Raw genomic sequence first — 26,251 nt, 5'->3', positions numbered from 1 at the left:
ACCCCCGACATCCCCGGGCCCACAACGATCACATCGACTGCGGCGGACACAGCAGCCCACAGCGCCTTGCGCCGGCCCTGGGCGCATGACTGCGAGCTTGCGCCCGCCCTACTGAGGAGCGGTCCCCGTATTGGCCGGTCCTCCGTCGGCTTCCGCCTCCCCCGTCCCCGTGACCTCCACCCTTGTAGGACCACCGAGGCCGGTGGGGACGATCGCACCCGTGTTTGCGCTGCCACCGCCACGAGCGGTGGCCCTGCCGGTGTCGGAGACATGAATGCTGACCCCGGAGGGCGCTGAGGCGGCGGCCGAAGTGGCCCAGAGGGCGACCCCGAGCGATGCGACGCCGACGAAAGCGGACACGATCCCAGCGACCTGACCGGCACGGTCCCACGTCAGGAAGCAGATGACTCCCGCGAGCACCCCCAGTGTCAGGCCCGAAGCCACCACGACCACCCGTTGCATCCCCGTCATGACTCCATGATGGCCGCACAGGCCCGGTTACGCGTCCACTTCAGCGCCGGCGCTGTCGGCAACCAGGCCCGGGCCCGGGGCGGGAGCCGGACGGCCGGCGCCGTCCGCGCCGGCCGGTACCCGCCCGTCAGGCAGCCGGTCGGCTGCCGCAGGCGCACCCGGCGGCGGCCTTCGCCCGTGCCGGGCTCCGCGCGGGGTCGAGGGCCTGCTCCTCGGGAGTGCGGCAGGCGCCGGCGCCGCAGCATGCGTCCGGGGAGGCGTCGGCCTTCTCCAGGGTGCCGGCGTCGGCCTTGACCACGTACACCTCCCACGGCTCCTGGCCCGGGCCGGTCACCCACACCTTGTCCTGCAGGGCGTAGCAGCAGGAGGTGTCGTTCTCCTCGAAGGTGGCCAGGCCCGATTCCCTCAGCCGGGTCGCGGCGGCGTTGACCTCCTGGGTGGTGGCGACCTCGACACCGAGGTGGTCCAGGCGGGTCTCCTCGCCGGCCTCGCCCTCGACGAGGACCAGCTTCAGCGGGGGCTCGGTGACGGCGAAGTTGGCGTAGCCTTCGCGCCGCTTGGCGGGCTCGGTGCCGAAGAGCCTGGAGTAGAAGGCGATCGAGCCCTCCAGGTCGGCGACGCGCAGGGCGAGCTGGACTCGGGACATGGCGGTCTCTCCTCGGGACTCGGTTCTGTATCGATATCTGTCGATACAGCTGAGCTTGCCACTTGGATAGACGGGTGTCAACATAGAGGCATGTCGAATCAAGCTGATCTGCCCGTGCTCGGCCAGGACGAGGCGTGCTGCGCCCCGATGGTCCGTGAGCCGCTGGGCGAAGTGGACGCGGTCGCGCTGTCGCGGATGTTCAAGGCGCTGTCGGATCCGATCCGGCTGCGGCTGCTGTCCCTGATCGCCTCCCACGAGGGCGGGGAGGCGTGCGTGTGCGACCTGATCGGCCCGTTCGACGTCTCCCAGCCGACCATCTCCCACCACCTGAAGGTGCTGCGCGAGGCCGGGCTGGTCGGCTCCGAGCGGCGGGGCACCTGGGTGTACTACTGGGTACTCCCCGAGGCCCTGACCAGGCTTTCCGCCCTCCTTGAGGCACCGGCCGCACCCGTCGAGGCGTCCGCGTGAGCGCGCCGGTTCCGCTCGCGCGGCGGGCGGCGGCCGAGGCCGTCGGCACGGCGGCGCTGGTGGCCGTGGTGGTCGGTTCCGGGATCCAGGCGAGTGAGCTGACCCGCGACGTCGGTGTGCAACTGCTGGCCAACTCCCTGGCGACCGTCTTCGGCCTGGGCGTGCTCATCGCCCTGCTCGGACCCGTCTCCGGGGCGCACTTCAACCCCGCGGTGACGCTCGCCGCCTGGTTCACCGGGCGCCGTACGGCCGACGGTCCCAGCCCGCGTGAGGTGGCCGCGTACGTGCCCGCCCAGATCACCGGGGCCATCGGCGGCGCGGTCCTCGCCGACGCCGTGTTCGCCCGGCCGCTGGTGCAGTGGTCGACGCACGACCGGTCCGCGGGACATCTGTGGCTGGGCGAAGTGGTCGCCACCGCGGGACTGGTCTGGCTGGTCTTCGGGCTGGCGCGCGCGGGCCGCGCGCACCTGGCACCGGTCGCGGTCGCCTCCTACATCGGCGCCGCCTACTGGTTCACCTCCTCCACCAGCTTCGCCAATCCGGCGGTGACCATCGGCCGGGCCTTCACCGACACCTTCGCAGGCATCGCTCCCGCCTCGGTGGCGCCGTTCCTCGCCGCCCAGCTCGCCGGCGCGGTCGCCGGCCTGGCCCTGGTCGCCGTCACCTTCGGCCGCCCGACGCCCGTATCCGGGGACGAAGTCGCCGTCCCGCACGGCGAGCAGCAGTTCGCCGCCCCCGCCCGACCTGAAGAAAGCGCCGTGTCCTCATGAGCACCTCCGCCGCCCCGTCCGCCCCGTCCGTGCTGTTCGTCTGCGTTCACAACGCCGGCCGGTCCCAGATGGCCGCCGCCTTCCTCACCCACCTCGCCGGTGACAAGGTGCGGGTCCGCTCCGCCGGCTCCGCCCCCGCCGACGCGGTGAACCCCGCCGTGGTGAACGCCATGAAGGAGTCCGGCATCGACATCTCCGCCGAGACCCCCAAGGTCCTCACCGTCGAGGCGGTCCAGGCCTCCGACGTGGTCATCACGATGGGCTGCGGGGACGCCTGCCCCTACTTCCCGGGCAAGCGGTACCTGGACTGGAAGCTGGACGACCCCGCCGGACAGGGAGTCCAGGCCGTCCGGCCGATCCGCGACGAGATCGAGCGGCGCATCCGCGGCCTGCTCGCCGAGCTCGGCGTCGCACCGGGGTGACGCCGTGAGCACGGTCACCGGCGTCCGCGGCGTCCGCCGGGCCCTGGCCCACCGCAACGGCGAGTGACAGCGGACCACCGGCCCCACGGATCAAGGGACCTGCACCCCAGGGCGAGGAGGGCGCTCGCGGAGGGAGCCGGGGTTCGGCGAGGTACCGGACGGATCCCGCAGGGCGGCGAGCCATCGCCGGTCACCTCGGCCGACTGCTCGGCACGGTCCCCGTGCAACGGCTTGCGGGCGCGGTGGCGGGGCAGACGGGCCGTGTGCCCGCGACGTGAGGTGGACAGGGCGCGAGCCGAGCCGCGCCACTGTCGGCGCTCAGCTGTGGTAAGCGATCTTCTCGGCGATGCCGTGCGGCTCGGACGACGGTGACGGCAGGTTGTACTCGGTGATCTCGCCGCTCTCGGTGATGCGGCCGATGCGGTTGGCTCCCCATTCGGTGAACCAGCAGTCCCCGGTGGAGGTCGCGGCGATGGCGTGAGGCCGGGCCGTGCGGTCAGGGAGCGGGAACTCCTCGATCCGGCCATCCACCGAGATCCTGCCTATCTGGCCCGCTGCGATCTCGACGAACCACAAGGCGGTGCCGTCACCGGCGATGCCCACGGGTGCGGCGCCGGCGGTGGGGAGTGGGTGCAGCACGATGTCGCCGTGGACAGTGATGCGTCCGATCGCGTTCGCCTGGTTGAGGGTGAACCACAGAGCCCCGTCAGGGCCCGCGGTGATTGCCGCGGGAAAGGCACCCGCGTGGGGAAGGGCGAACTCGGCGATCTCTCCCTTGCCGGTGATGCGGCCGATGCGGTCGCTGTTCATCTCCGTGAACCACATCGCTCCGTCCGGACCGGCAGTGATGCCGTAGGGTCCGCTGCCGGGTGTCGGTACGGGGAAGGACTCCGATTCCCCGTCGGCGGTGATACGGCCGATCCGGTGGTCCTGGGACCGGGCGAACCACAGCGCTCCGTCGGGCCCGGGGGTGATGACCGCGGGGCGGCAGTCGGAGGGGTCCAGGGGGTATTCGCTGAGTTCGCCGTCGAGGGTGAGACGCGCGACACGACCGCTGTGCGCGAAGGTGAGCCACAGTGCACCGTCGGCTCCGGCCGCGATGCCGTAAGGCCCGGCCTTCTTGTCCGCCACGGGGATCTCCCTGATGGCCGGGGCATCGGAATGGTGCACGGCAACTCCTTGCGACGGTGGGTTCAGTCAGCGATCCCGACCGGCTTCGCAGCTCGGCCTCGCACCAGGTCGAGTCGAGAACGATTGCCGCGAGGTCGGCGGGCCGGGTCATGGGACGTGGTGGTGCGAGCCGATGTCGATCAGCCGGCGGCCGGCCGCACAGCCGTAGCGGAACAGGGTCCGCAGACGGTCCGCCGCCTCGGTGGTCCGCGCGTCCGCATGCCCGCGAGTGACATGTTGCGGTCATCGAGCACCACGCCGTCCACGAGGCAGAGAGCGGCCGGTTCCACGTGTCCACCGGCAGTGGCGGCCGTCACCGCGTACCCGCCGGTGCGACGGCCCACCGATACGGGGCGGTCCCGGGGCGGCGCGGTGACGGCGCTACCGATGTCTCGCCAGTACTGCTCGGGACCGGTGGAGCCGAGCCGGGTCTGCCCAGGGCCACGCAGGCCGAGGGCGACCGGATGGCACGCGCCCACCAGGTGCGACGCCGCTTCCGTCCAGGCAGCAGCGTTGTGCCCACTGCCGTGGAACAGCAGCACGCCCACACCGCGACCGCCGAAGTCCACGCCGGACAGGACTCCGTCCGCGACGGGGAGCCCGGTCTCCGTTCCGATCACCACCGCACCCTGTCTGCGTGCGGACAGCGAGGGCAACTGTTTTTTCTCACCGGCCGTGGGGGTGGGAGTTCCCGAGGTGGGTGCGGGCGGCGCCTACCAGTCCCGGGGGGCGGGTGGCGCTCTGAACGTCCGTCAGGCAGGCCACGGTGCCGGTGCCGGTGCCGGTGCCGGGGGAGACTTGCGCCGGGTGCGACGGCGAACCCTCCCGCCTGCCCGCCGTGACCGTGCGGTAACCCGGAGACACGGGGCCCGGCCGGTGCCTCACAGGTTCGCCGCGTGATCGGGGACGTAGGTCTGAAGATCGCGCGGCGGGCGTTCGTAGCCGGTCGACGGCGGCCGCTCCGGCAGCTCCAGCACCGGCGGCGGCACCTCGTGGTACGGCACGGAGCCGAGCAGGTGGGCGATCATGTTCAGCCGCGCCCGCCGCTTGTCGTCGCTCTCGACCACGTACCACGGTGCTTCGGCGATGTCGGTGTGCACCATCATCTCGTCCTTGGCCCGGGAGTACGCCTCCCAGCGGGTGATCGACTCCAGGTCCATCGGCGACAGTTTCCAGCGCCGCACCGGATCCTCCAGTCGGCGCCGGAAGCGTTCCTGCTGCTCGGTGTCGCTCACCGAGAACCAGTACTTGCGCAACAGGATCCCGTCCTCCACCAGCATGCGCTCGAAGATCGGGCACTGGCGCAGGAAGAGCCGGTGGTCCTCCTTCGTGCAGAAACCCATCACGTGCTCGACCCCGGCCCGGTTGTACCAGGAGCGGTCGAACAGCACGATCTCCCCGGCGGCCGGCAGATGCTCGACGTACCGCTGGAAGTACCACTGGGTGCGCTCGCGCTCGGTCGGTTTGGGCAGTGCCGCGATCCGGGCGACGCGGGGGTTGAGGTGCTCGGCGACCCGCTTGATGGTGCCGCCCTTGCCGGCCGCGTCCCGGCCCTCGAAGACCACGACCAGGCGGGCGCCCTCGGAGCGCACCCACTCCTGAAGCTTCACCAACTCCGTCTGCAGACGGTGCAGCTCCTGCTCGTACCTCTTGCGCGGCAGCTGCGCCGCCTCTCTCCCTGCCATGCCGCCTCCCATGCCCGAGCGTCCACGTGGGTGACTCCAACGTAGTCGTCTGCCGGGCGGAGGCCACAGCGCTGCCCTGGCCGGCAGCGGCAGCGGCAGCGGCAGCGGCGGCGCGCCGCACGCCGCACCGGTACGCCCTGCCTCGGCCCGGCGCTGCCGAACCGCGGCGCGGCCCGGTCGGCGCCGGGCCGGGCACGACGGGCCGGGGCTCGCCGCCGCCACCGGCGCTGCCCGAGGACCGCGGGACGGAGACCCGACGGACGCACGGTCCGCCGCACCGGCCCACCCCCTGCCGGCGGGAGCGCACCAGTCCGGCGTCGTGGTCACGGGCCCGCGCGGGCGCGGAGGGCGGCTCGGACCGCCGCTCGGTCCGGTCGCACACGTCCTGTGCGTGCCTCCCGCTGCCCGGCGACGCCGGTGCGACGAACGGGTGACCGGGACGCCGCGGCCCCGGGATGGCCCGGTCGGCCCTGTCGGGGACCCGGCGGCTCGGGAAGGGTGGGGACGTACGGATCCGCGTGCACACCTCCGAACCCCGATCCGGAAGGGCACCACGATGTCCGCTGACACGCAGCAGGCGCCGGCCCCGCTCCCCGACGACGAGCTGAGGACGCTGGACGCCCACTGGCGCGCCGCGAACTACCTGTCCGTCGGACAGATCTACCTCATGGCCAACCCCCTGCTGACCGAGCCGCTGCGCCCGGAGCACGTCAAGCCGCGACTGCTCGGACACTGGGGCACCTCGCCGGGCCTGAACCTCGTGCACACGCACCTCAACCGTGTCATCCGGGCCCGTGACCTGGACGCCCTGTGCGTCTGGGGCCCCGGCCACGGCGGACCCGCGGTGGTCGCGGGCTCCTGGCTGGAGGGCTCGTACACCGAGACCTACCCCGACGTCACGCGGGACGCGGCCGGCATGGCCCGGCTGTTCAAGCAGTTCTCGTTCCCCGGCGGGGTGCCCAGCCATGTCGCGCCCGAGACGCCGGGCTCGATCCACGAGGGCGGCGAGCTGGGCTACTCCCTCTCGCACGCCTACGGGGCCGCCCTCGACAACCCTGGCCTGCTGGTCGCCTGCGTCGTCGGGGACGGCGAGGCGGAGACCGGCCCACTGGCGGCCTCCTGGCACTCCAACAAGTTCCTCGACCCGGTCCACGACGGCGCCGTCCTGCCGATCCTCCACCTCAACGGTTACAAGATCGCCAATCCGACGGTGCTCGCCAGGCTGCCGGAGCACGAACTCGACGATCTCCTGCGCGGCTACGGCCACGACCCGGTCCACGTCACCGGTGACGACCCGGCAGCGGTCCACCGCGCGATGGCGCAGGCCATGGACAGCGCCCTGGACCGCATCGCTGCGATCCAGCGCGCCGCGCGCGAGGAGGGGGTGAGCGACCGTCCTCGCTGGCCGGTGATCGTGCTGCGCACCCCCAAGGGCTGGACCGGTCCGGCCGAGGTGGACGGTCTGCCGGTGGAAGGCACCTGGCGCTCCCACCAGGTCCCCCTGTCCGCGGTCCGCGACAGCCCGGACCACCTGCGGCAGCTGGAGGCATGGCTGCGGTCGTACCGCCCCGAGGAACTGTTCGACGGGCACGGCCGCCCCGTCCCCGACGTCCTGGCCTGCGTTCCCGAGGGCGCTCGCAGGCTCGGCGCCACCCCGCACGCCAACGGCGGGCTGCTCGTGCGCGAGCTGCCCCTGCCGCCGCTGGAGCGGTACGCCGTCGAGGTCGACAAACCCGGCGCGACCCTGCACGAACCGACCCGCGTCCTGGGGGACCTGCTGGAGGACGTCATGCGCGCCACCACCGACCGGCGCGACTTCCGCCTCGTCGGCCCCGACGAGACCGCCTCCAACCGACTCCAGGCCGTCTACGCGGCCAGTGGCAAGGCGTGGCAGGCCGGCACCCTCGAAGGGGACGAACACCTCGACCGGCACGGCCGGGTGATGGAGATCCTGTCCGAGCACACCTGCCAGGGCTGGCTGGAGGGCTACCTGCTGACCGGACGGCACGGGCTGTTCTCCTGCTACGAGGCGTTCGTGCACATCGTCGACTCGATGGTCAACCAGCACGTCAAGTGGCTGCGCGTGACCCGCCGCCTGCCCTGGCGGGCCCCCATCGCCTCCCTCAACTACCTGCTCACCTCACACGTGTGGCGCCAGGACCACAACGGCTTCTCCCACCAGGATCCCGGTTTCGTCGACCACATCCTCAACAAGAGCCCGGAAGCCGTGCGGGTCTACCTGCCACCGGACGCCAACACCCTGCTGTCGGTGGCCGACCACGCGCTGCGCAGCCGCGACTACGTGAACGTGATCGTCGCGGGCAAGCAGCCCTGCTTCGACTGGCTGTCCATGGACCAGGCCGCGGTCCACTGTGCGCGCGGCGCGGGGATCTGGGAGTGGGCGGGCTCCGAGAACGGCGGCGAGCCGGACGTGGTGCTGGCCTGCGCCGGTGACGTGCCCACCCAGGAGGTCCTGGCCGCCACCCGGTTGCTCCGCCGGCACCTGCCCGAGCTCGCCGTCCGCGTCGTCAACGTGGTCGACATCGCCCGGCTGATGCCGAGCGAGGAGCACCCGCACGGGATGACCGACTTCGAGTACGACGGGCTGTTCACGGCCGACAAGCCGGTGGTCTTCGCCTACCACGGCTACCCGTGGCTGATCCACCGCCTCGCCTACCGCCGCACCGGTCACAAGAACCTGCACGTGCGGGGCTACAAGGAGATCGGCTCCACGACCACGCCGTTCGACATGGTGGTCCGCAACGACATGGACCGCTACCGCCTGGTCATGGACGTCGTCGACCGCGTGCCCGGCCTCGCGGTACGGGCCGCCGGCGTGCGCCAGCGGATGCAGGACGCGCGTCAGCGCCACCACACCTGGATCAGGGAGCACGGCACCGACCTTCCGGAGGTCGCCGACTGGTCCTGGGACGGCTGACCGGTGTCGACCGGACCGGTGGGACGTGCTCGTTCGAGCGAGCCGCCCGTCCGGTGACCGAGGGGGGCCGAGCGTCACGTGCCGCCCACGCCGTTCCATGCGGTCGGGGCCGGCCGGAGCCTTCGTCCGTGGGCGGTGCGGGACGACCGCGTCCGCCCGGCCCCGCCGGACGGGGACCAACGGCCCCCCGGACCGGGCCGGCCGGCCCGTGCGCGTCCGTGGCCGGCGCACGACGATGGAAGGGCGAGACGAGGAGGCTGACATGACCGGTGTGACGGTACGGCTCCGTACGGGGCCGGCGCTTCCCGACCTGTTCCCGTCGGACGAGGGCGAGCTGCCCGTGGTGGACGCCGCCGGCGACGAAGGGGCCTGGCTCACCTTCCCCACCGGATGGCATCTGCGGGAGGTGCTGGAGCTGACGCAGGAGGCCGAGGCCCGCAACCTCACCGATCGCGGCGTCGGGGAAGACCTGCGGCAGTGGACGCACGGCGGTGTCCCGTTCGCGGACTCGGCCGCCGCAGGGGTGCCGGAGTACGCCTTCGGTCCCCGCAGGTTCGGCGGAAGGGCCCCGACGCGTGACTTCGCCGGCGGCCGGCCGGTGCCGGGCCGGGCCGCTGCCGAGTTCGAGCAGCAGCCTCACCTGGCCCTGCTGAGCACGGCACGGGACCGCCCGGAGGACTGGTTGCGCGCCGGCCAGGCGATGGAGCGCGTCCTTCTGCTGGCCACCCTCAAGGGCCTGTCCAGCTCCTTCGTCACCCAGGCCCTGGAGTGGCCCGACCTGCGCTGGCCACTGCGCGATCCGGTGACGGGCACCGGGTACGTGCAGATGGTCCTGCGCCTCGGCTACGGCCCGACAGGACCCGCCACGCCGCGTCGTCCCCTCTGGGACGTGCTCGACCTCAGGCCCTGACATGTCACGGGCCGGCCACTGCGAGCCGCCGGTCCCGCTCATCCCCGACCTGACCGGCGCCGGTCGCCCGGCCGTCGACATTCCGCCTCGCGTCCAAGTCTGAGCATTTTGGCTTATCAGTTGAAAAGCAACAGGACTTGGACGCGAAGAGCGCCATATGGATCAATCAGTCCATGGGAACTCTTCGGCGAACTCCGGACCCCGGCGGAGCCGCGGCCGGCGCGGGGGCGGGGTCAGGCATGGTCCTCGTCTCCGTCCTGACCGCGACCTTCATCGGCGGCTTCGACGCCAGCATCATGCTGCTGGCGGCTCCCACGCTGCAGAGCGCGCTCGGAGCGTCCTTCGCCCAGACCCAGCTGGTCGTCGTCGGGTACACGACGGCCTACGCGGTCGCCCTGATGACGGGGGGCAGGCTGGGTGACGTCCTCGGCCGCCGACGGGTCTTCCTGTGGGGCGCCGCGGGCTTCACGTTCACCTCGGCGGTCTGCGCCCTCGCGACGACGCCGAGCGTACTCATCGCGGCCCGGGTCGCTCAGGGCCTGACCGCCGCGCTGATGCTGCCCCAGGTACTGGCGATCATCCGGGCCTCGCTGCCCCCCGCGGCCCGGCGCCGCGCGGTGGGGCTCTACGGCGCCACCATCGGCCTGGCCTGGGTCGCCGGACCGGTGTGCGGCGGGGCGCTCATGGCGTGGAACCCGTTCGACCTCGGGTGGCGTGCGCTGTTCCTGGTCAACCTCCCCATCGGCGTGCTGATCATCGCCGGTGCCTGGCACCGTGTGCCCGAGAGCCACGGTCCGCGCAGACGGCTCGACGTCATGGGCGCGGTGCTCCTGGGCGGCGCACTCTTCCTGCTGCTGACCGTGCTCGGCGGTTCCCTCCGGCTGCGCCCCGCGTACGTCGTACCGGCGCTGGGCGCGGTCGGCGCCCTGCTGGCGGTGTTCTGGGCACGTGAGCGCCGGCTCGAAGCGCGGTCGCTGTCCCCGATCGTCCCCCCGGGCCTGTTCCGGCAGCGCCGCTTCGCCCGGGGGCTGGCCGCCGTCCTGGCTTTCTACGCCGGGAACCAGGGCTTCCTTGCCCTGCTCGCCTATTACGTGCAGGACGGGCTGGAGCGCAGTCCGCTCGTCGCGAGCCTGCTCTTCTGCCCCCTGTCCGCCGGATTCGCGCTGGCGAGCGCCGTCGGCGGGCGCATTCCCGCGCACACCGAACGCCGGACCGCGCTGGGCGGCATCTCCCTGATGGCGGCCGGACTGGCGATCTTCGCGGGCACGGTGTGCTGGGCCCCGGTCTCCCTCCAACTGGCCGTGATGCCGGGTGCCCTGGGCATGCTGGGTCTCGGACAGGGGCTGGTGGCGGGCCCGCTGATCTCCCTCGTGCTGACCACCGCTCCGCCGGAGGACAGCGGCGCGGCCAGCGCCGTCCTGCTGACGGTCACCCAGCTCGCCCACGCCTGCTCGGTGGCGGTCATCGGCTCCGTCTTCGGCGCGATGCTCGGCGGTGACCCCGGTGAGGGCGCGCACTCCGTGGCGGACCACGCGAGGGCCGCCACCGCGACGACCCTCCTCGTGCTGGCGGTGTGTCTGCTGGCCGGGTTCCTGGTGCACCGGCTGTTCTCCCGAGGGCGGTCGGCCGGGGTGCCGGAGGCCGACCCGAGCGTGCCGACGGGCTGACACCGTACGGTCCGGGATCTTGGCACGACGACCGCACGACGACCGCACAGCGTGCCGGAAGTGGAGGGAGGAATCACGGTCTGCAATCGAACGCGGACCGCGCTCTATAGAATTCGTGATCGTGGAGTTACGGCACCTTCAGTACTTCGTTGCGGTGGCGGAGGAGTTGCACTTCGGGCGTGCGGCCGAGCGACTGGGCATCGCGCAGCCCGGCCTGAGCCAGCAGATCAAAGCACTTGAGCGGCGCCTGTCCGCCGAGCTGTTCGCACGGGACCGGCGCGGGGTCGAGCTGACCGAGGCCGGGCGGGTCCTGCTGCCCCTGGCGCGGGACGTGCTGAGCCGGTGCCGGAACCTCCAGGAGGTCATCCGTACCTACGGCACGGGTGAGGTCGGCCGGCTCCGGATCGGCATCGCGCGTTCCGCCGCGGGCGGCATCACCGACGTCCTGGTGGAGAGCTTCATGGCGGACTCGCCCCGGGTCGAGGTCCGGCTGATCAGCGGGCACACGGCGGCCCATGAGCGGGAGCTGAGCGCGGGCGCGATCGACGTCGCCTTCGTACGCCTTCCCCTGGAGAACACCGATGAGCTGGTCAGCCGCGAGGTGGGCCAGGAGCCGCTGGTGGTCGCCCTGCCCGAGGGACATCGGCTGGCCGCGCGGCGCACCCTGGGAGTGGGGGACCTGGCCGGCGAACCCCTCGTGTGGTGGCCCCGTGAGAACGGGCCGGGGATGTGGGACCGTATCCTCGACCAGGTGTTCGGGCTGGGGAACCATCCCGTGATCTCCCGCTGGGAGCCGGAGGAGGAGCGTATGCTGCACGCTGTCGCCCACGGGCACGGGATCACCGTCCTCGGGGAGGGGCGGGCCGGCCGGCTCTCGGTCCCCGGCGTCGTGATCAAGCCCTTCGCCCAGCCGGTTCCCACTCTCGCGCTCGGCCTCGCCTGGCGGAGCGACAGCACGCTGCCCACCCTGCACCGGTTCCTCGAACACGCGCAAGCCCTGATCGAGGCATCCGACTGACACGGGCGTTCCGGACCCCGGCTCGCTTCGGTCCTCAGCCGTCGACGCGGCCACGGGGCAGGGGGGAGTCCTTGGTGAGGATCGTGCGGAAGTTGCGCACCACCGGGCTCGTCTCACCCCGGCGCCAGACGAACTGGATGGGCAGCGGCTCGGGTTTGGGGGTGAGCTGCCGGAACTCGACACCGGGCTGCCGCAGCGCCGCCATCGTACGGGGGACGACGGATACGCCCACCTCGGCCGCGACCAGCCCGATGATGGTCTGCATATGACCTGCCTCCTGCGACACCCGGACCTCGAAGCCGGCGGCCCGGGTCAGGCTGGTTATCCGGTCGTGCAGGGCCGGTCCCATGTGGCGGGGGAACATGATGAACGGCTCACCGGCGAGCTTGGAGGTCGGCAGGGGAGAGGTGGGTGCCAGGGGGTGCCTGCGGGGCAGTGCCGCGACCAGGACGTCACGGAAGATCTCCTGGCTGGTCAGGCCTTCCGGTATCTCCCTCTCGTTCAGGGCGTGCAGGATGCCCACATCGATGCGGCCGGCGAGCAGTTCGTCGATCTGGCGGGCGCTGGGCAGCTCCCGCACCTGAAGCTCGACGCCCGGATAGACGCGCCGGAAGCGGCGCAGCAGCCGGGGGATCAACTCGGGGACGGCCGAGCCGACGAACCCCAGGGACAGCTCGCCCACATCGCCGCGGCCCGTCTGTCTGGCGGTCAGCTGCGCCCGCTCGACATGGTGCAGGGCGCGGCGGGCCTCGGCGACGAAGCTCTCGCCCGCCGCGGTGATGCTGACCTCACGGGTGGTCCGGTCGAACAGGGAGACACCTAACTCGTCCTCCAGCTTGCGCACTTGCTGGCTGAGAGTCGGCTGCTGCAGGCCCAGACGCCGGGCGGTGCGACCGAAGTGGAGCTCCTCCGCCAGTACCACGATGTAGCGCATCTGTTCAAGATTCATATCTCCCATGCAATCACAGAGATTGAATCTGATGAACAATCAACAGAGGGAATGGATCCACCAACGAGACTGTGCTGCATGCGACTTCGATCCTCCGCTTCCGCTCTGGCCATGACCGTTGCCGCACTCGGTCTCGCCGTGGTGCCCGCCGGTCCGGCGGCGGCGCACCACGGCTGGGAGCACTACGACACGAGCGCGGCCTACTACGTTTCCGGCACCGTGACCGACGTCCGCTGGGGCAACCCGCACCCCGAGGTGACGCTGCGCGTCGAGGGCAAGCAGGTGCCGGGCGACTGGGCGGACCGGGAGATCCCCGCGGAGCTGGAGGACATCGGCGGACGGCAGGTGATGGAGGCGACCCGCTCCTACTCCGGGTCCAGCGACGAACTGAAGCTGTTCCTGGCCCCCATCGAGCGGCTGTCGGCCTGGGGGATGGACGGCGAGGTGGAAGCGGGGGAGAAGCTGGAGGTCGTCGGCTACCTGGACCGGGAGCACGATGACGAGCTGCGCCCCGAGATGATCGTCCTGGAGGACGGGCAGGCGGTGCGCCAGCGGTCCGTGCCCTTGCCGGTGGCTCCCGAGGCCGCGCCCCAGGGGGGTGACGCGGCGGCGCCGGCCGAGTCCGCGTCCGGGACCGGCGCCGGCGGCGCGACGGACGACGACGGTACGTCGAGCAGTGCGGCGTCCGACTCCAAGGACTCCTCCGACGCGACCGTCTGGCTGGTGACCGGCGGAGCCGTGCTGCTGCTCTTCGCCGTCGGCGGGTACTACGTGGTGCGGCGCGCCAACAGGGCCTGAGCCGTGGACGACTTCTTCTCCTGGCTCGAACGGTCCAGCCTGGGCGAGGCCGTCCGCACGACGCCGATGGTGTACTCCTCGCTCGAGAGCGTGCACATCCTCGGCATCGCGCTGCTCGTCGGCCCCGCCCTCGCCTTCGACCTGCGGCTGCTCGGTGTCGGCCGGCAGCTGCTGCCCGTCACGGCCGCCGCCCGGCATCTGCTGCCGCTGTCCCGCTTCGGTCTCGCGCTCGCCGTCATGACCGGAGTGGTGATGTTCGTCTCCGGCGCCGTCGCCGTCGGCAACAGTGGCGCGGCACCTTGGAAACTCGGCCTTTTGATCGTGGCGGGCGTCAATGTCGCCGCCTTCCACTGGGGGGTCTACCGCGGTGTGGCCGCCTGGGACATCGACGTCCCGACGCCGGCGAGAGCCAGAATGGCGGCCGTCGTCTCGACCCTCGTCTGGTGCGGAGTGATCGCCGCCGGCCGGCTGCTCGCCTACACCTGAGGAAGCCCGCTTCCCATCCCGCACCCAGCGAAGCCCTCCCCGACCCCCGGGGGAGGGCTTCGCTGTGTGGCGGGCCGATCCGACTGACCGGTATCTCACGATCCGAGAATTGAAAGTTCTCAGTGAAGGTATTGTGAATTCCGGTTAACGCTCGGAGGGATTACGTTGTCATGGTCAAATAAAGGAGTGCCATTAATTTCTCTTTACCTGTTGATGTGTTGACTCCCGCGGGGCTACTGTGACTGGCGAGTGCCCGGGATGTGTACGGAAACCGGAGGAGCTTTGTTAATCAACAGCCACGACCGGCTCCAGGAACTTCTGGAAGCTCAGGCGGAAGTCAACGAACATCGTGACAGAACGCCCACCGAGGCGTTCTACGAAGAAAAGCTTCGTCGTGTCTGGGAGAGAGCTTCCGGCGTTCAGGCCTATGGAATGCTCGACTCTTTCTCCATGGAAAACTTCCGGCAGCTCCAGATCACCTCCAAGGATGAACTGAAGAAGCGGCCGCTGGAGTTCTGTGCCGTCACCCCGGACGGCGCGGACAAGTACTACGAGACGACGGGCACCACCGGTCTCGCGACGCCCACCCCGCGGCTGGCGTCGGACGTCATCCGCAACGCGGTGTCCGTCGCCGAGGCCTGGCGCCCCCTGCTCGCCCCGGACGACCGGGTGCTCAGCCTGCTGCCCTCGGACGTCGTCCCGGTCGGCGATCTCATCGCCCAGGCCTGTGAGTACCTCGGACTGGTCCACACGCGGGCCTACCCCTTCGCCACCGGCATCTGCGACTGGGACCGGCTGACCGGCATCTGGCGCACGCTGCGCCCCACCACGGTGTTCGTCGCGCCGGGCGTCGCCCAGCAGCTGACGCGGCTGCTCAAGCGCCGCGGCGACCTCGACGAGCTGAGCGGGAGCGTCGCCCGGATCATGCTGCTCGGGGAGGTGAACACCGAACCCTTCCGGGTCCGGCTCGGCTCCTGGTGGGGCGCCGCCGTGTACGACGCCAGCTACGGCAGCACCGAGACCGGAACGCTCGCCACCTCCTGCCGGAGCGGCCGCCACCACCTGCTGCCGGCCGCCCACCTCTTCGAGCTGGCCACCGACGCGGGCGTCGTCCCGCTGCGCGCGGGCGCCCGCGGACGCCTGGTCGTCACCCCGCTCAACATGCACGCCCGGCCGCTGCTGAGGCTGGACACCGGCGACGAGGTCACCGTCACCGACGGCTGCCCCTGCGGCTCGCCGGCGCCCTCGCTCGTCGTGCACGGGCGCAGCAGCGACGCGCTGGTCCTCGGCGGCGCCAAGGTCACCGTCCGGGACCTCGAAGAGATCGTCTACGGGGTGACGGGCGCCACCGGATACCTCATGGAAATCGATCCCGAAGGCACACCGCTGCGCCTTCTCCTGGAACGCGACGGCGATTCCGACCGGGATCTCGAACGGGAAATGGCGGAGGCGGTGCGCACGGCATCCCGGGATTCCCTGCGGCTCTCCTGGGACACGGTCGCCTTCGTCAACAGCCTGCCGGCGACGACAAAGAGCGGCGGGTCCCAGAAAAGCTGGAAGCGCACCAACATCCGTGTCGTGGAAAAGGTTTCGTAATGGTCTCCAAGGACCTTGTGGTCGATTCCTCCGCCATCGGTACATCGAGCGGCCAGCCTGATCTGTGGTGCACATACGCCGCCATACGCACCATTTCCTGGCTCGGCCGGCCCGACGGGTTCGTGGACGGGGAGCAGACCGCGCGTTACCTCGCCTCGCGGCGCAACGGCGACGGCGGCTACGCGTGGAGCCGCGGCATGGCCTCCGACGCCTGGGCCACGTACTACTGCACCCAGGGGCTGACCGACCTGCTGCGCGCCGGGGTCACCGAGACCGCGCCGACCGGCGTCGAGCAGACCACCCGCTGGCTGCGCACCACCTGGTCGGGCGATGCCTTCGCCATGATGCCCGGGCAGGCCCCGGACGCCTGGGCGACGTTCTTCTCCACCCGCACGGCCGTCGAGGTCTGCGCGGACGGCGACGCGGTCGACGGCGAGCGGCTGCTGAAGTGGCTCTCCGGGCTCCAGACCGCGGAGGGCGGCCTCGCCTGGACCCCGGAGCACGCCGCGCGCGGCGAGGCCGACGCCCGTGCCTGCTTCTACGGCGTACTGGCCTGGCGCGCGCTCACCCGGACCGGCGCCCACCCGGCACCCTGGGACGTCGACCGGCTGGTGGCCTGGCTGCGCGCCCAGCAGACGCCGGAGGGCGGATTCCGGTTCTCCCCGGACGCCGAGGTGCCCTGCATGTGGGCCACGTACCGGGCGACCGTCGCCCTGGACGCGCTCGGCAGCGGCCCCGCCGCTCCCCGGGCCTGCGTGTCCTGGATCGAGAGCATGCGCGGCCGGACCGGCGCGTTCGTCCGGTGGGAGGGCTACCCGGTCGAGGACGTGTGGGCCTCGTTCTGCGCCATCGGCTCGCTGCGCGCCCTGCGCGCGCCCACCGAGGCCCACGCGGACGCGGTGGTGGCCCGGATGCGGCAACTGGCCTGCGCCGACGGCGGCTACACCTACCGCGAACCGGCCCTCGCGGCGGACGCCCTCTCCACCTCGGCGACCCTCCTCTCCGACCTCGCGCACGGCGGGGACCCGGCGCGCCCCGACATCGAGAGCCGGCGCCGCTGGCTGCGCGGCTGCCTGCTGCCCAACGAGGGCGGCGTGATGTACATGCCCGCCCGCGGCAGCGAAGTGCGCTGCACGCTCTGGGCGCTGGAGGCAGGGGCGCTGCACGGTGCCGGACACCTGGCCGGGCGGATCGCCCCCTGGCTGCGGGGCCTGCAGAACCCCGACGGAGGATTCGGATACTGGGAGGGCCGCGGCTCCGACGTCGTCTCCAGCGTGGCGGCGGCCGAGATCGGGCGGATCCTCGGGGACCGCCACGGCAGTCCCCTGGAACCCGCGGCGCTGCTGCGCTTCCTGGAGTCCTGCCGCACGCCCGGCCAGCCGCAGTGGCAGGCCGGCAACGTCCCGGGCGGCGAGCCGACCCTGCGGTCCACCCTCCAGGCCCTGCGCGCCCGCCAGCTTCTCGGCCACGCCGACGCCCAGGCGGTGAACCAGGCCGTGCTGCGCCACCGGGTGCCGGGCGGCGGCTACGCCAACACCGGCAACCGGATCCCCGATCTGCTCAGCACGTACGAAGCCGTGCTCACCGCCAGTCGGCACGGCATCGCGCTCGACCGCGAGCACATCCGCCGGTTCTGCGACCGGGTGACCCAGGAGCGGGGGACCGCCTGGACGCCCCTGGCCCCCGCCGACAGCCACGACCTGCTGGCCGGGTGCGTCGGCGACCTGCTGCGGCAGTGGGTGTCCGCGGACCTCGCCGAACTGCCCGCCCTGACCATCTCCTGAGGCGACGAGGCCGATACCGCATGCCCACCATCACCATCACCACCCCCGAGCTGTCCGCGCCCGCCCGCAGAGCCATAGCGGTCCGGCTGACCCGCTGGCTGACCGCCCGCGGCGTCGTCCCCTCCCACGTCGTGCTCCGGTTCGTCACCGAACGGCCCGGCAGCCTCTACACCGCCGCCATGCCCGTCGAAGCCCTGCCGTCCCCGGGCGACGGCGAGTCGATCCACCACGCCGGTGTGGTCTGCCAGATCGGTGCGGACCGGGACGAGTCCTTCCGCGACGCCCTCGCCGCCGAGATCGGCGCCGCCCTGAACGTCGGACCCGGCACCGCCTTCTTCCACCTCGACATGCAGCCCGCGGCCCGCAGCCACGTGTACGTGGCCGTCGACGGCCGGCTGCGCCGCGCCGACCGCCTCGGCGGCGTGCCCGAACAGATCAAGGAGCCCTCAGCATGACCACTTCCGGCGTGATCCCGGACAACGCCCAGATCCTCGACCGGCTGCGGACCGCGCTGGCCGTTCCGCTCGGTGACGCGGTGCAGGGCGTCCCCGACGACGTCGACCTCGCCGAGGCGCTGGGCGAACGCTACGACAGCCTCGCCGCCATGGAGTGCATCACCACCGTGGAGACCCACTTCGGCGTCGAAGTCGACTTCGTGGCCGACGACGTGCGCCACATCTTCTCCACCCTCTCCCGCATCGCCGAGTTCGTGCGGGGACGGCTGGAGGACGAAGCGGCCCTGGGAGCGGCCCCTCATGTCTGAGCCGGCCACCACGGACCGCCCCCGACCCGCCCCCCGTGCGCAAACCGAGGCCGAGGCCGCGTTCGAGACGTCCGGCCACACCGGCACCCCCGTGTCGTGGTGGCGCGGCCCGGACCAGCTGACGTACGAGGCCGCGCTGGTCGCCGACCTGCTCGTCGGCGAGATCGACCACGTGATCAACTTCGCCCCCACCCGGCACCTCTACGGGCATCTCTTCGGCGAGGTACTGCCCGCCACGCGCGGTGTCGACGTCCACCACGCGTGGCGGCACGCGGTGACGGAGGTGCCGCCGCTGCGCCCGGGAGCCCGCACCCTCCTGGTGTGCCTGCCCTCCACCTGGCCGCTGCTGCGCCGGCTGCTCACCCCGCTGGGCGCACTGCCCCGCGCGGTCGCCCTGCACAGCACGGCCGCCGCGCCCGAGGCGGCCAAGGAGGTCGTCCACGCCCTGCGCGGCACCGGATTCACCGCCCACGCCCTGCTGGGCTCCACGGAGACCGGAGCCGTCGCGCACCGCCCCATCGCACCGGCCGGGACCGACGACGGTCCGTGGCGGCTGCTGCCCGACGTCGTCCTGGTGCCGGACCTGCGCGCCGCCCGTACGGCGGACCCGGTCCAGCCCCTCCATGTCATCAGCCCGCGTCTCGGACGGCGGCACGACATGGCCGAGCCCCCCGCGTCCTGGCGGACCACGGACCTCGTCCGCCGCCGCGGCCTCCGGGAGTTCGACCACCTGGGCCGTTCGTCCCGGCTGGTGAAGGCCAACGGAGTACGCGTCTGGCTGGACGAGGTGGAGAGCGCCGTCGCCGAAGCCCTCCCCGGCCTGGACGTGGCCTGCCTGCCCGTGCCCGACGGGGTGCGGGGCGAACACTACGAGATGTACTGCGCCCCCCGGCCGCACGGGGACACGGCCCCCGAGGGACCCCGCACGGTCCACGGTGTGCTGGCCCGTCGCCTGCCCGGCGTGCCCGGCCCGAGAGCCGTGCACCTGGTGGACCGGATCCCGCGCTCGCCGCTCGGCAAGGTGCGCATCCCGGAGCTGCGCGTCCCCGTGTCCGGCAAGACCGCCTGAACCCCACGGCGGAGCACGCCTTCCTCGTGGTCCCAGCGCTGTGACCACACCCGCCGGAACCCATGTTGAGGAGTCATGTCCAATACCCGTTTGCTCATTCCGTCGCGCGCTGCCCAGCAGCCCGACTGGACGCGCTGGGACGATCTGGACCGTGTGCTCGGGGAACTGGCCAGACGGCCCGCTCTCGTGAGCGAGGAGACGACCGCGGCACTGCGCGAGGAACTCGCCTTCGTGGCGCGCGGCACGGCCTTCGTCATCCAGGCGGGGGACTGCGCCGAGCTCTTCTCGGACAGTGGACCCGAGCGCATCCGGGCCAAGGCGACGGCCCTGCACGCCCTCGGTGACCTCTTCGAGTCGCTCACCAAGATCCCCGTCGTCCGCATCGGCCGCTTGGCGGGCCAGTACGCCAAGCCCCGCTCGAACTCCTGGGAAGAGCTGCCGGACGGCACCCGCGTCCCCGTCTACCGGGGCGACGCGGTCAACGGCGCCGAGGCCACCGCGTCCGCCCGGCAGCCCGACCCCCACCGGCTGCTGCGCGCCTACGAACTGGCGCAGCGGGCGCTCGCCGAACTGCGCACCGCACCGCCCCGGTCCGGCAGTATGACCGCCGTCCTCGCCCCCACGTACATCAGCCACGAGGCGCTGCTGCTGGAGTACGAGCACGCCCTGCTGCGCGCCGACGCGCGCGGCGGCCGCTACGCCTCCTCCGCGCCGTTCCTGTGGATCGGCGAACGGACCCGCCAGCCCGACCACGCCCACATCGACCTCGCCGCCACCGTGTCCAACCCCATTGGCGTCAAGGTGGGGCCCGACGCCTCCCCGGCCGACGTGACCGCCCTGCTGGACCGGCTGAACCCGGCCAACCAGCCGGGCCGGCTCACCCTCATCGTGCGGATGGGCGCCGAGCGGATCGGCACCGCCCTGCCCGCGCTGCTCGGCGGGCTCGGTCCGCGCGCCGCCGAGGCCGTCTGGATGACGGACCCCATGCACGGCAACACCAGGACCACGGCCGCCGGACAGAAGTCCCGGGTGCTCACCGACATCCTCACCGAGGTCGAGACCTTCTTCGGCGTGATGAGCGCGCACGGCCTGCATGCGGGCGGCCTGCACCTGGAGTCGGCCCCGGACGACGTCACCGAGTGCGTGCTGCGGACCGAGGACCTCGCCGTCGACACCCCGCTGCCCCGGTACGAGTCGGCGTGCGACCCGCGGCTCAACCCCGCCCAGGCCGAGGAAGTCGTCCGCCTCGCCGCCTCGCTGGCCGTGGGGCGTGCCGCGTGACGCACCCGTCCTCGTCCACCCGACCGAACGAAAGGCCGACCGGCATGTCCGTCACCCCGGTTGTCCCCCGAACGGGCCGGCGGCTGGACCGCCGCCGGCTCCTCGGCGCCGGACTCGGCGTCGTCGTCGCCTCCGTACCCCTCACGACCGCCGGGCCGGCGAGCGCGGCCCCGGCAGCCGGGGGGAGCGCTCCCGCCCTGCCCGTGCCGCAGGTCGCCGAGATCGCCCGCATGGGCCCGATCGGCTGCGAAGGCATCGTCTTCGACCGCGCCGGCCGGCTGTTCATGTCCGACACCCTCGGCACCGAGATCCTGTCGATCCGCCCCGACGGATCGGCACAGGTCTGGTCGCGGGGCCTGACCGGCGCCCCCAACGGGCACAAGGTGCTCCCGGACGGCACCCACCTGGTGGCCCAGATGGGCCCGCCCGGCGCCGTCCTGTGGCTCGACGCCGACGGCACCGTGCTGCGCACGATCACCGAGGACGACCGCGGCCGCCCGCTGCGCGCGCCCAACGACGTGACCGTGGACCCCCGCACCGGCGCCTGCTACATATCCGACCCGGGCCGCTTCGCCACGGCGGAACCCGGCCGGGTCTACCACCTGGACAGCCCCCGGGGACAGCTGCGGACCGTGGTGGACGAGGGAGTCCTCCAATTCCCCAACGGGCTCGCGCTCACACCGGACCGGCGGTTCCTGGCGGTCTCCGAGGGAGGCCGCAACCGTGTGATGCGCTTCCCCGTGCGCCCGGACGGCAGTCTGGGGGAGCGCCGGTTCTTCACCTCGCTGCCCTCCCAGCCCAACACCTGGACCAACGGGGAGGCCCAGCCGGACGGCCTCGCCTTCGACGCGGACGGCCGGCTGTACATCGCGCACTTCGGGACGGGACTGGTCCGCGTCCACGACGCCGCGGGACGCGACCTCGGCTCGCTGGACTCCCGGACCCCGTGCATCACCAACCTCGTCTTCGGCGGCCCCCGGCTGGACCAGCTCTTCGTCACCGGGCACCTCGGCACCTCGCTGAGCGATCCCGGGCCCGCCGTCGTCGTCCGGCTGACCCTGCCCGGGATCCGCGGGCTGTCGTTGCTGACCCCGGACGGCGGGTGAGGCCGCACCGCCCCGTGCGGGCCGGACCATCCCGCCCCGCGTGAACACCGCCCGCGCGGCCCGCGCCGCCACCTGGACCCCCGGTGGCGGCGCGAGCCCGCGGCACGACGACACCCGAGGAAACGAACGTGACCACGGTGAAGATCGACGGCCGGTCGCTGACCCTGGACGACATCGGCGCGGTCGCCCGCAGCCAGGGGGCCCACGTCGAGTGCACGACCGAGGCGCGGCAGGCCATGACGGCCTCCCGCGAGCTGAAGACCCGGCTCATCGCCACCGGCGACCCGATCTACGGGGTCACCACGGGCTTCGGGGACAGCGCCAACCGGCAGATCTCCCCGGACAAGGCAGCCGCCCTCCAGCGGAACATGATCCTCTACCACCTCAACGGGACCGGCCCGCCCGCCCCCGACGAGGTCGTGCGGGCCACGCTGCTGATCCGGGCCAACTGCCTGGCCCGGGGGAATTCCGGGGTACGGCCGCAGATCGCGGAGAAACTGCTGGAACTGCTGCGCCACGACGTCCTGCCCGTCGTCCCGGAACGCGGATCGGTCGGGGCGAGCGGAGACCTCGTCCCCCTCTGCTACGTGGCCTCGGCACTCATCGGCGAGGGCGAGGTCCACCACCGGGGCGCGCTGCGCCGTACCGGCGACGTCTTCGCGGACCTGGGTCTGACGGCCGTCGACCTCGAAGCCAAGGACGGCCTGGCGCTCATCAACGGCACCTCCTTCAGCGCCGCCTACGCCGTGCTCGCGGCGCGCGACGCACACCGGATCGCCGCGCTGGCCGACCTCTGCACGGCCCTGGCCTCGGAGGCGCTCCTCGGCAACCGGGGCCACTACGCGGCGTTCATCCACGATCAGCGACCGCACCCCGGCCAGCGGACCAGCGCCCGCCACATCAGCACCCTGCTGGAGGGATCGGAGCTGTCACGGCCGCACAGCCAGATCGTCGGAGCCGCCGGCTCCCTCGACGGCCAGGGGTACGCCGTGCTGCACCGCAGCATCCAGGACCGCTACTCCCTGCGCTGCGCACCGCACGTCAACGGAGTCCTGCGGTCCACCCTGAGCTGGGTCGACGACTGGCTGGCGACGGAGGTCAACGCCTCGACGGACAACCCCCTGTTCGACGCGGCGGACGGCACGGTGCACAGCGGCGGCAACTTCTACGCCGGACATGTGGCGCAGGCGATGGACGCGCTGAAGGTCGCCGTGGCGAACGTCGCCGACCTGCTGGACCGGCAGCTGGAACTCCTGGTCGACGAGAAGTTCAACAACGGGCTCACCCCCAATCTGATCCCCCGCTTCACCGGGGAGTCCTGGGAGGCGGGCCTGCACCACGGCTTCAAGGGCATGCAGATCGCCGCCTCGGCCCTCACCGCCGAGGCACTGGGCGTCAGTTCGCCCGCGAGCGTCCACTCCCGCTCCACCGAGGCCCACAACCAGGACAAGGTGAGCCTCGCGCCCATCGCCGCACGACAGGCGCGCTCGGTCGTCGAGCTGGCCGAGGAGGTCGCGGCGATCCACCTGCTGGCCGCCTGCCAGGCGCTGGACCTGCGCGGCCCCGCGCGGATGAGCCCGCGCACCCGCGCCGTGCACCGCGTGGTCCGCGAAGCGGTGCCGTTCCTCGACCGCGACCAGCGGCTGGACCACGGGATCAGGAAGGTGCTCGGGCTGGCCCGGGCCGATGTGCTCACCCAGGTCGCGGACCTGGGCGCGACCGACGACTGAAGACGAGGGCCGCGGCCGGGGCCGCGGCCACCTGGAAGGGACGCAATGCCAAGACTGATCATCGTCACGGGTGCCGGCTCGGGCATCGGCAGGGCGACCGCGCAGCGCTTCGCGGAGCACGGCGACACCGTGCTGCTCGTGGGCCGACGGCCCGACCGGCTCCGGACCACGGCCGACGGACTGCGGGCCGCATTCCCGGGTTCCGACGTGCGCGGCGTCGCGGCGGACCTCTCCCACGAGGCCGGTGCGCTGCTGCTGCGCGAGCACGTCGAGGCGCTCGGCCGGCCGGTGGACGCGGTCGTGTGCTGCGCGGGAGCGTCACCGGCCGGGTCGGACGTCGGCGGACTCAAGTCCGTCGCGGCCGAGTGGCAGGACGCGTACGGCAGCAACGTACTGACCGCGGTGCTCACCGTGGAGACCCTGGCCTCCCTGCTGGCGGACGGCGCGAGCATCGTGCTGTACAGCTCCATCGCCGCCTACCGCGGCTCGGCGGGCACGGGCGCGTACGGGGCCGCCAAAGCCGCGCTGCACGCCTACACGCATCACCTCGCCACCCGCCTCGGCCCGCGCGGCGTCAGCGTGAACGCCATCGCCCCCGGCTACGTGGCGGACACGGACTTCTTCGGTGACCGGATGACACCGGCCCGCGAGGCGCTGCTGATCCGGCAGACCGCCCTGGGCCGGGCCGGCACCCCCGACGACGTGGCCGGACTCGCCCACTTCCTCTGCTCACCGGACGGCGCCTACCTCACCTCGCAGATCCTGCAGGTCAACGGAGGCTCGCAGCACGGCGTCTGACGGCCCGTCCGGAGCAGCCGCCGCCATCGACACGGCACGACAGACAGGAGCGGTATTCATGAAGACGGGAGGGCCCCAGGCCGTGCCCGACGTGGAACTCGTCGCCCGGATCCCCGGCTCCAAAAGCCTGACCAACCGCGCGCTGCTGCTGGCCGCCGCGGCGCCCGGCACCAGCCGCGTGCGGGCCCCGCTGGTGAGCGACGACACCGTGGCCTTCCGGACGGCCCTGAACGAACTGGGCGCACGCGTGGAAGCCGCCGGCGCCGACGAGTACTGGCAGGTCACCGGGACCGGCCGCGGCCCGGCCGGACCGGCCCGGGTGTGGTGCGCGGACGCGGGCACCGCCGCCCGGTTCCTGCCGCCGTTCGCGGCGACGGGCCACGGCACGTTCGTCTTCGACGGCTCGGCGCAGCTGCGGGCGCGGCCCCAGGCGGCGCTGGCCGACGCGCTCGCCCGCCTGGGCGCCCGGGTGCGGGCGCACGAGGGCGGACGGCTGCCGCTGCACCTGGAGGCGGCGGGACTCGACGGCGGGGAACTCACCCTGGACGCGTCGATGAGCAGCCAGTACGTGTCCGGTCTGCTGATGGCGGCCCCGCTCACCCGCCAGGGCCTGACGCTCGACGTCCGCTCGCTGGTGAGCCGCCCCTACCTGGACATGACGCTCTCCCTGATGCGGCACTTCGGTGCCCGTTTCGAGGTGGACGAGGCAGCCGGCCGGATCGCGGTGCGGCCGGGCGGCTACCGGGCGGCCGACGTGCTCGTCGAGCCGGACGCGTCCACGGCGTCGTACGTCTTCGCCGCCGCCGCGGTCACCGGCCGGACCGTCACCGTGCCCGGTCTCGGGGCGGACAGCCCACAGGGCGACCTCGGCTTCGTCCGCGTCCTGGAGCGCTGCGGGGCGCGGGTGACCATCGGTGCCCAGGCCACCACCGTGACCGGTGGCGGCGGGCTGCGGGGCGGATTCGACGCCGACATGGGGGACGTCTCCGACACCTTCATGACTCTCGCGGCGATCGCCCCGCTCGCCGACGGCCCCGTCACGATCCGGGGCGTCGGGCACGCCCGGCTGAAGGAGTCGGACCGCATCGCCGCGGTCGCGGTGAACCTGCGGGCCTGCGGCATCCGGGTGGAGGAGGGCGCCGACTGGATCACCGTGCATCCCGGGGCCCCGGTCCCGGCACGGATCGCCTGCCACCGGGACCACCGGATCGCGATGTCGTTCGCCGTCCTGGCACTCGGCTCCGGCGTCCGGCTGGAGCTGGACGATCCCGGCTGCGTGAGCAAGACCTTCCCGGGGTTCCACGCCGAACTGAACCGGCTGTTCCCCGCCTATCCGATCCCCGCGAGCAGGCAGGAGCGGCAGTGAGCAGGTTGCGTTGGCTGACGGCGGGGGAGTCCCACGGTCCGGCTCTGGTGGCGGTGCTGGAGGGGCTTCCGGCGGGTGTCCCGGTCACCACGGAGATGGTGGCGGACCACCTGGCGCGGCGGCGGCTCGGGTACGGGCGCGGCGCGCGGATGAAGTTCGAACGGGACGAGGTGACGTTCCTCGGCGGTGTGCGGCACGGTCTCACCCTCGGTTCGCCGGTCGCGGTGACGGTGGGCAACAGCGAGTGGCCCAAGTGGGAACAGGTCATGGCGGCCGACCCGGTCGATCCCCAGGTGCTGTCGGAACTGGCGCGCAACGCGCCGCTGACCCGGCCCCGGCCCGGCCACGCCGATCTCGCCG

24 protein-coding genes and 1 pseudogene are annotated in these 26,251 nt (G+C 72.5%); 20 read left to right on the top strand and 5 right to left on the bottom strand.

All coding sequences use genetic code 11. The features are described from left to right. Nucleotides 1-598: 598 nt before the first annotated feature. Nucleotides 599-1,117 (bottom strand): ArsI/CadI family heavy metal resistance metalloenzyme, encoded by a 519-nt coding sequence (locus tag ACFF45_RS12060; RefSeq protein WP_381345583.1) that lies wholly within the window; start codon nt 1,115-1,117, stop codon nt 599-601. A gap of 90 nt (nt 1,118-1,207) precedes the next feature. Between ACFF45_RS12060 and ACFF45_RS12055 the strand changes: the two genes are divergently transcribed. Genes ACFF45_RS12055 through ACFF45_RS12045 form a run of 3 tightly spaced genes read left to right on the top strand, consistent with a single transcriptional unit; the run spans nt 1,208 to nt 2,777 of the window. After that, complete coding sequence (locus ACFF45_RS12055; RefSeq protein WP_381345582.1) at nt 1,208-1,585, top strand: ArsR/SmtB family transcription factor; 378 nt, start codon at nt 1,208-1,210, stop codon at nt 1,583-1,585. Next, nucleotides 1,582-2,355, top strand: a complete 774-nt coding sequence (locus tag ACFF45_RS12050; RefSeq protein ID WP_381345581.1) for an aquaporin — start codon at nt 1,582-1,584, stop codon at nt 2,353-2,355. The genes ACFF45_RS12055 and ACFF45_RS12050 overlap by 4 nt, the downstream gene beginning before the upstream one ends. Continuing rightward, complete coding sequence (locus ACFF45_RS12045) at nt 2,352-2,777, top strand: arsenate reductase ArsC (protein WP_381345579.1); 426 nt, start codon at nt 2,352-2,354, stop codon at nt 2,775-2,777. Before ACFF45_RS12050 ends, ACFF45_RS12045 begins: the two co-directional genes overlap by 4 nt. A gap of 318 nt (nt 2,778-3,095) precedes the next feature. On the opposite strand, the gene ACFF45_RS12040 is transcribed toward ACFF45_RS12045, so the two are convergent. The 3 genes and pseudogenes from ACFF45_RS12040 to ppk2 all read right to left on the bottom strand — a co-directional run bounded on the left by ACFF45_RS12040 (nt 3,096) and on the right by ppk2 (nt 5,632). Further along, nucleotides 3,096-3,947: a Vgb family protein gene (locus tag ACFF45_RS12040; RefSeq protein WP_381345577.1), complete on the bottom strand. Its 852-nt coding sequence runs from the start codon at nt 3,945-3,947 to the stop codon at nt 3,096-3,098. A 153-nt stretch (nt 3,948-4,100) separates the two neighbouring features. After that, nucleotides 4,101-4,567: pseudogene (locus ACFF45_RS12035) on the bottom strand (alpha/beta fold hydrolase); the annotation flags it as partial. Between the two features lie 261 nt (nt 4,568-4,828). Then, entirely contained in the window at nt 4,829-5,632 is an 804-nt protein-coding gene (ppk2, locus tag ACFF45_RS12030; RefSeq protein WP_381345575.1) for a polyphosphate kinase 2, read from the bottom strand. A 556-nt stretch (nt 5,633-6,188) separates the two neighbouring features. Here ppk2 and ACFF45_RS12025 point away from each other — a divergent pair. The 4 genes from ACFF45_RS12025 (at nt 6,189) to ACFF45_RS12010 (ending at nt 12,165) form a co-directional block, all read left to right on the top strand. Continuing rightward, complete coding sequence (locus ACFF45_RS12025; RefSeq protein ID WP_381345573.1) at nt 6,189-8,570, top strand: phosphoketolase family protein; 2,382 nt, start codon at nt 6,189-6,191, stop codon at nt 8,568-8,570. A 262-nt stretch (nt 8,571-8,832) separates the two neighbouring features. Continuing rightward, on the top strand, nt 8,833-9,480 hold the full coding sequence (locus tag ACFF45_RS12020) for a nitroreductase (protein WP_381345571.1): 648 nt from the start codon (nt 8,833-8,835) through the stop codon (nt 9,478-9,480). Between the two features lie 239 nt (nt 9,481-9,719). After that, nucleotides 9,720-11,147 (top strand): MFS transporter, encoded by a 1,428-nt coding sequence (locus ACFF45_RS12015; RefSeq protein ID WP_381345570.1) that lies wholly within the window; start codon nt 9,720-9,722, stop codon nt 11,145-11,147. 121 nt (nt 11,148-11,268) lie between these two features. Further along, the gene (locus tag ACFF45_RS12010) at nt 11,269-12,165 is read left to right on the top strand and encodes a LysR family transcriptional regulator (protein WP_381345568.1); all 897 of its coding nucleotides are present in this window, start codon (nt 11,269-11,271) and stop codon (nt 12,163-12,165) included. A gap of 34 nt (nt 12,166-12,199) precedes the next feature. On the opposite strand, the gene ACFF45_RS12005 is transcribed toward ACFF45_RS12010, so the two are convergent. Further along, nucleotides 12,200-13,114, bottom strand: coding sequence for a LysR family transcriptional regulator (locus ACFF45_RS12005; RefSeq protein ID WP_381345566.1), 915 nt, complete (start codon nt 13,112-13,114; stop codon nt 12,200-12,202). Nucleotides 13,115-13,225: 111 nt separating this feature from the next. Between ACFF45_RS12005 and ACFF45_RS12000 the strand changes: the two genes are divergently transcribed. The 13 genes from ACFF45_RS12000 to ACFF45_RS11940 form a co-directional block, all read left to right on the top strand. Then, nucleotides 13,226-13,912 carry a DUF6152 family protein gene (locus ACFF45_RS12000; RefSeq protein ID WP_381345564.1) on the top strand — a complete coding sequence of 229 codons (687 nt, stop codon included), beginning with the start codon at nt 13,226-13,228 and terminating at the stop codon, nt 13,910-13,912. A gap of 3 nt (nt 13,913-13,915) precedes the next feature. Next, on the top strand, nt 13,916-14,398 hold the full coding sequence (locus ACFF45_RS11995; protein ID WP_381345562.1) for a DUF6644 family protein: 483 nt from the start codon (nt 13,916-13,918) through the stop codon (nt 14,396-14,398). A 450-nt stretch (nt 14,399-14,848) separates the two neighbouring features. Further along, nucleotides 14,849-15,994: a phenylacetate--CoA ligase family protein gene (locus ACFF45_RS11990; RefSeq protein ID WP_381345560.1), complete on the top strand. Its 1,146-nt coding sequence runs from the start codon at nt 14,849-14,851 to the stop codon at nt 15,992-15,994. Beyond that, entirely contained in the window at nt 15,994-17,778 is a 1,785-nt protein-coding gene (locus ACFF45_RS11985; RefSeq protein ID WP_381345558.1) for a prenyltransferase/squalene oxidase repeat-containing protein, read from the top strand. Before ACFF45_RS11990 ends, ACFF45_RS11985 begins: the two co-directional genes overlap by 1 nt. A 20-nt stretch (nt 17,779-17,798) precedes the next feature. Beyond that, nucleotides 17,799-18,233, top strand: a complete 435-nt coding sequence (locus tag ACFF45_RS11980; protein ID WP_381345556.1) for a hypothetical protein — start codon at nt 17,799-17,801, stop codon at nt 18,231-18,233. Continuing rightward, the gene (locus tag ACFF45_RS11975; protein ID WP_381345554.1) at nt 18,230-18,541 is read left to right on the top strand and encodes an acyl carrier protein; all 312 of its coding nucleotides are present in this window, start codon (nt 18,230-18,232) and stop codon (nt 18,539-18,541) included. Before ACFF45_RS11980 ends, ACFF45_RS11975 begins: the two co-directional genes overlap by 4 nt. Beyond that, entirely contained in the window at nt 18,534-19,610 is a 1,077-nt protein-coding gene (locus ACFF45_RS11970; RefSeq protein ID WP_381345552.1) for an acyl-CoA synthetase family protein, read from the top strand. The genes ACFF45_RS11975 and ACFF45_RS11970 overlap by 8 nt, the downstream gene beginning before the upstream one ends. Before the next feature lie 75 nt (nt 19,611-19,685). Next, nucleotides 19,686-20,891: a 3-deoxy-7-phosphoheptulonate synthase gene (locus ACFF45_RS11965; RefSeq protein WP_381345550.1), complete on the top strand. Its 1,206-nt coding sequence runs from the start codon at nt 19,686-19,688 to the stop codon at nt 20,889-20,891. A gap of 44 nt (nt 20,892-20,935) precedes the next feature. Next, nucleotides 20,936-21,997, top strand: coding sequence for an SMP-30/gluconolactonase/LRE family protein (locus ACFF45_RS11960; protein WP_381345548.1), 1,062 nt, complete (start codon nt 20,936-20,938; stop codon nt 21,995-21,997). A 128-nt stretch (nt 21,998-22,125) separates the two neighbouring features. Beyond that, a complete protein-coding gene (locus ACFF45_RS11955) occupies nt 22,126-23,727 on the top strand; it encodes an HAL/PAL/TAL family ammonia-lyase (protein WP_381345546.1) in 1,602 nt (533 codons plus the stop codon). Between the two features lie 45 nt (nt 23,728-23,772). After that, nucleotides 23,773-24,525, top strand: coding sequence for an SDR family NAD(P)-dependent oxidoreductase (locus tag ACFF45_RS11950; RefSeq protein ID WP_381345545.1), 753 nt, complete (start codon nt 23,773-23,775; stop codon nt 24,523-24,525). Between the two features lie 58 nt (nt 24,526-24,583). Continuing rightward, entirely contained in the window at nt 24,584-25,891 is a 1,308-nt protein-coding gene (gene aroA / locus ACFF45_RS11945) for a 3-phosphoshikimate 1-carboxyvinyltransferase (protein ID WP_381345544.1), read from the top strand. Beyond that, on the top strand, nt 25,888-26,251 hold a 364-nt coding region (locus tag ACFF45_RS11940; protein ID WP_381345542.1), incomplete at its 3' end, for a chorismate synthase. The genes aroA and ACFF45_RS11940, both read left to right, overlap by 4 nt.

It is taken from the genome of Streptomyces cinereospinus (assembly GCF_042430725.1).
Taxonomy (GTDB): Bacteria; Actinomycetota; Actinomycetes; order Streptomycetales; family Streptomycetaceae; genus Streptomyces; species Streptomyces cinereospinus.
Note: the sequence above shows the minus strand (reverse complement) of the source record. Positions and strands in the feature narration are given on the sequence as shown.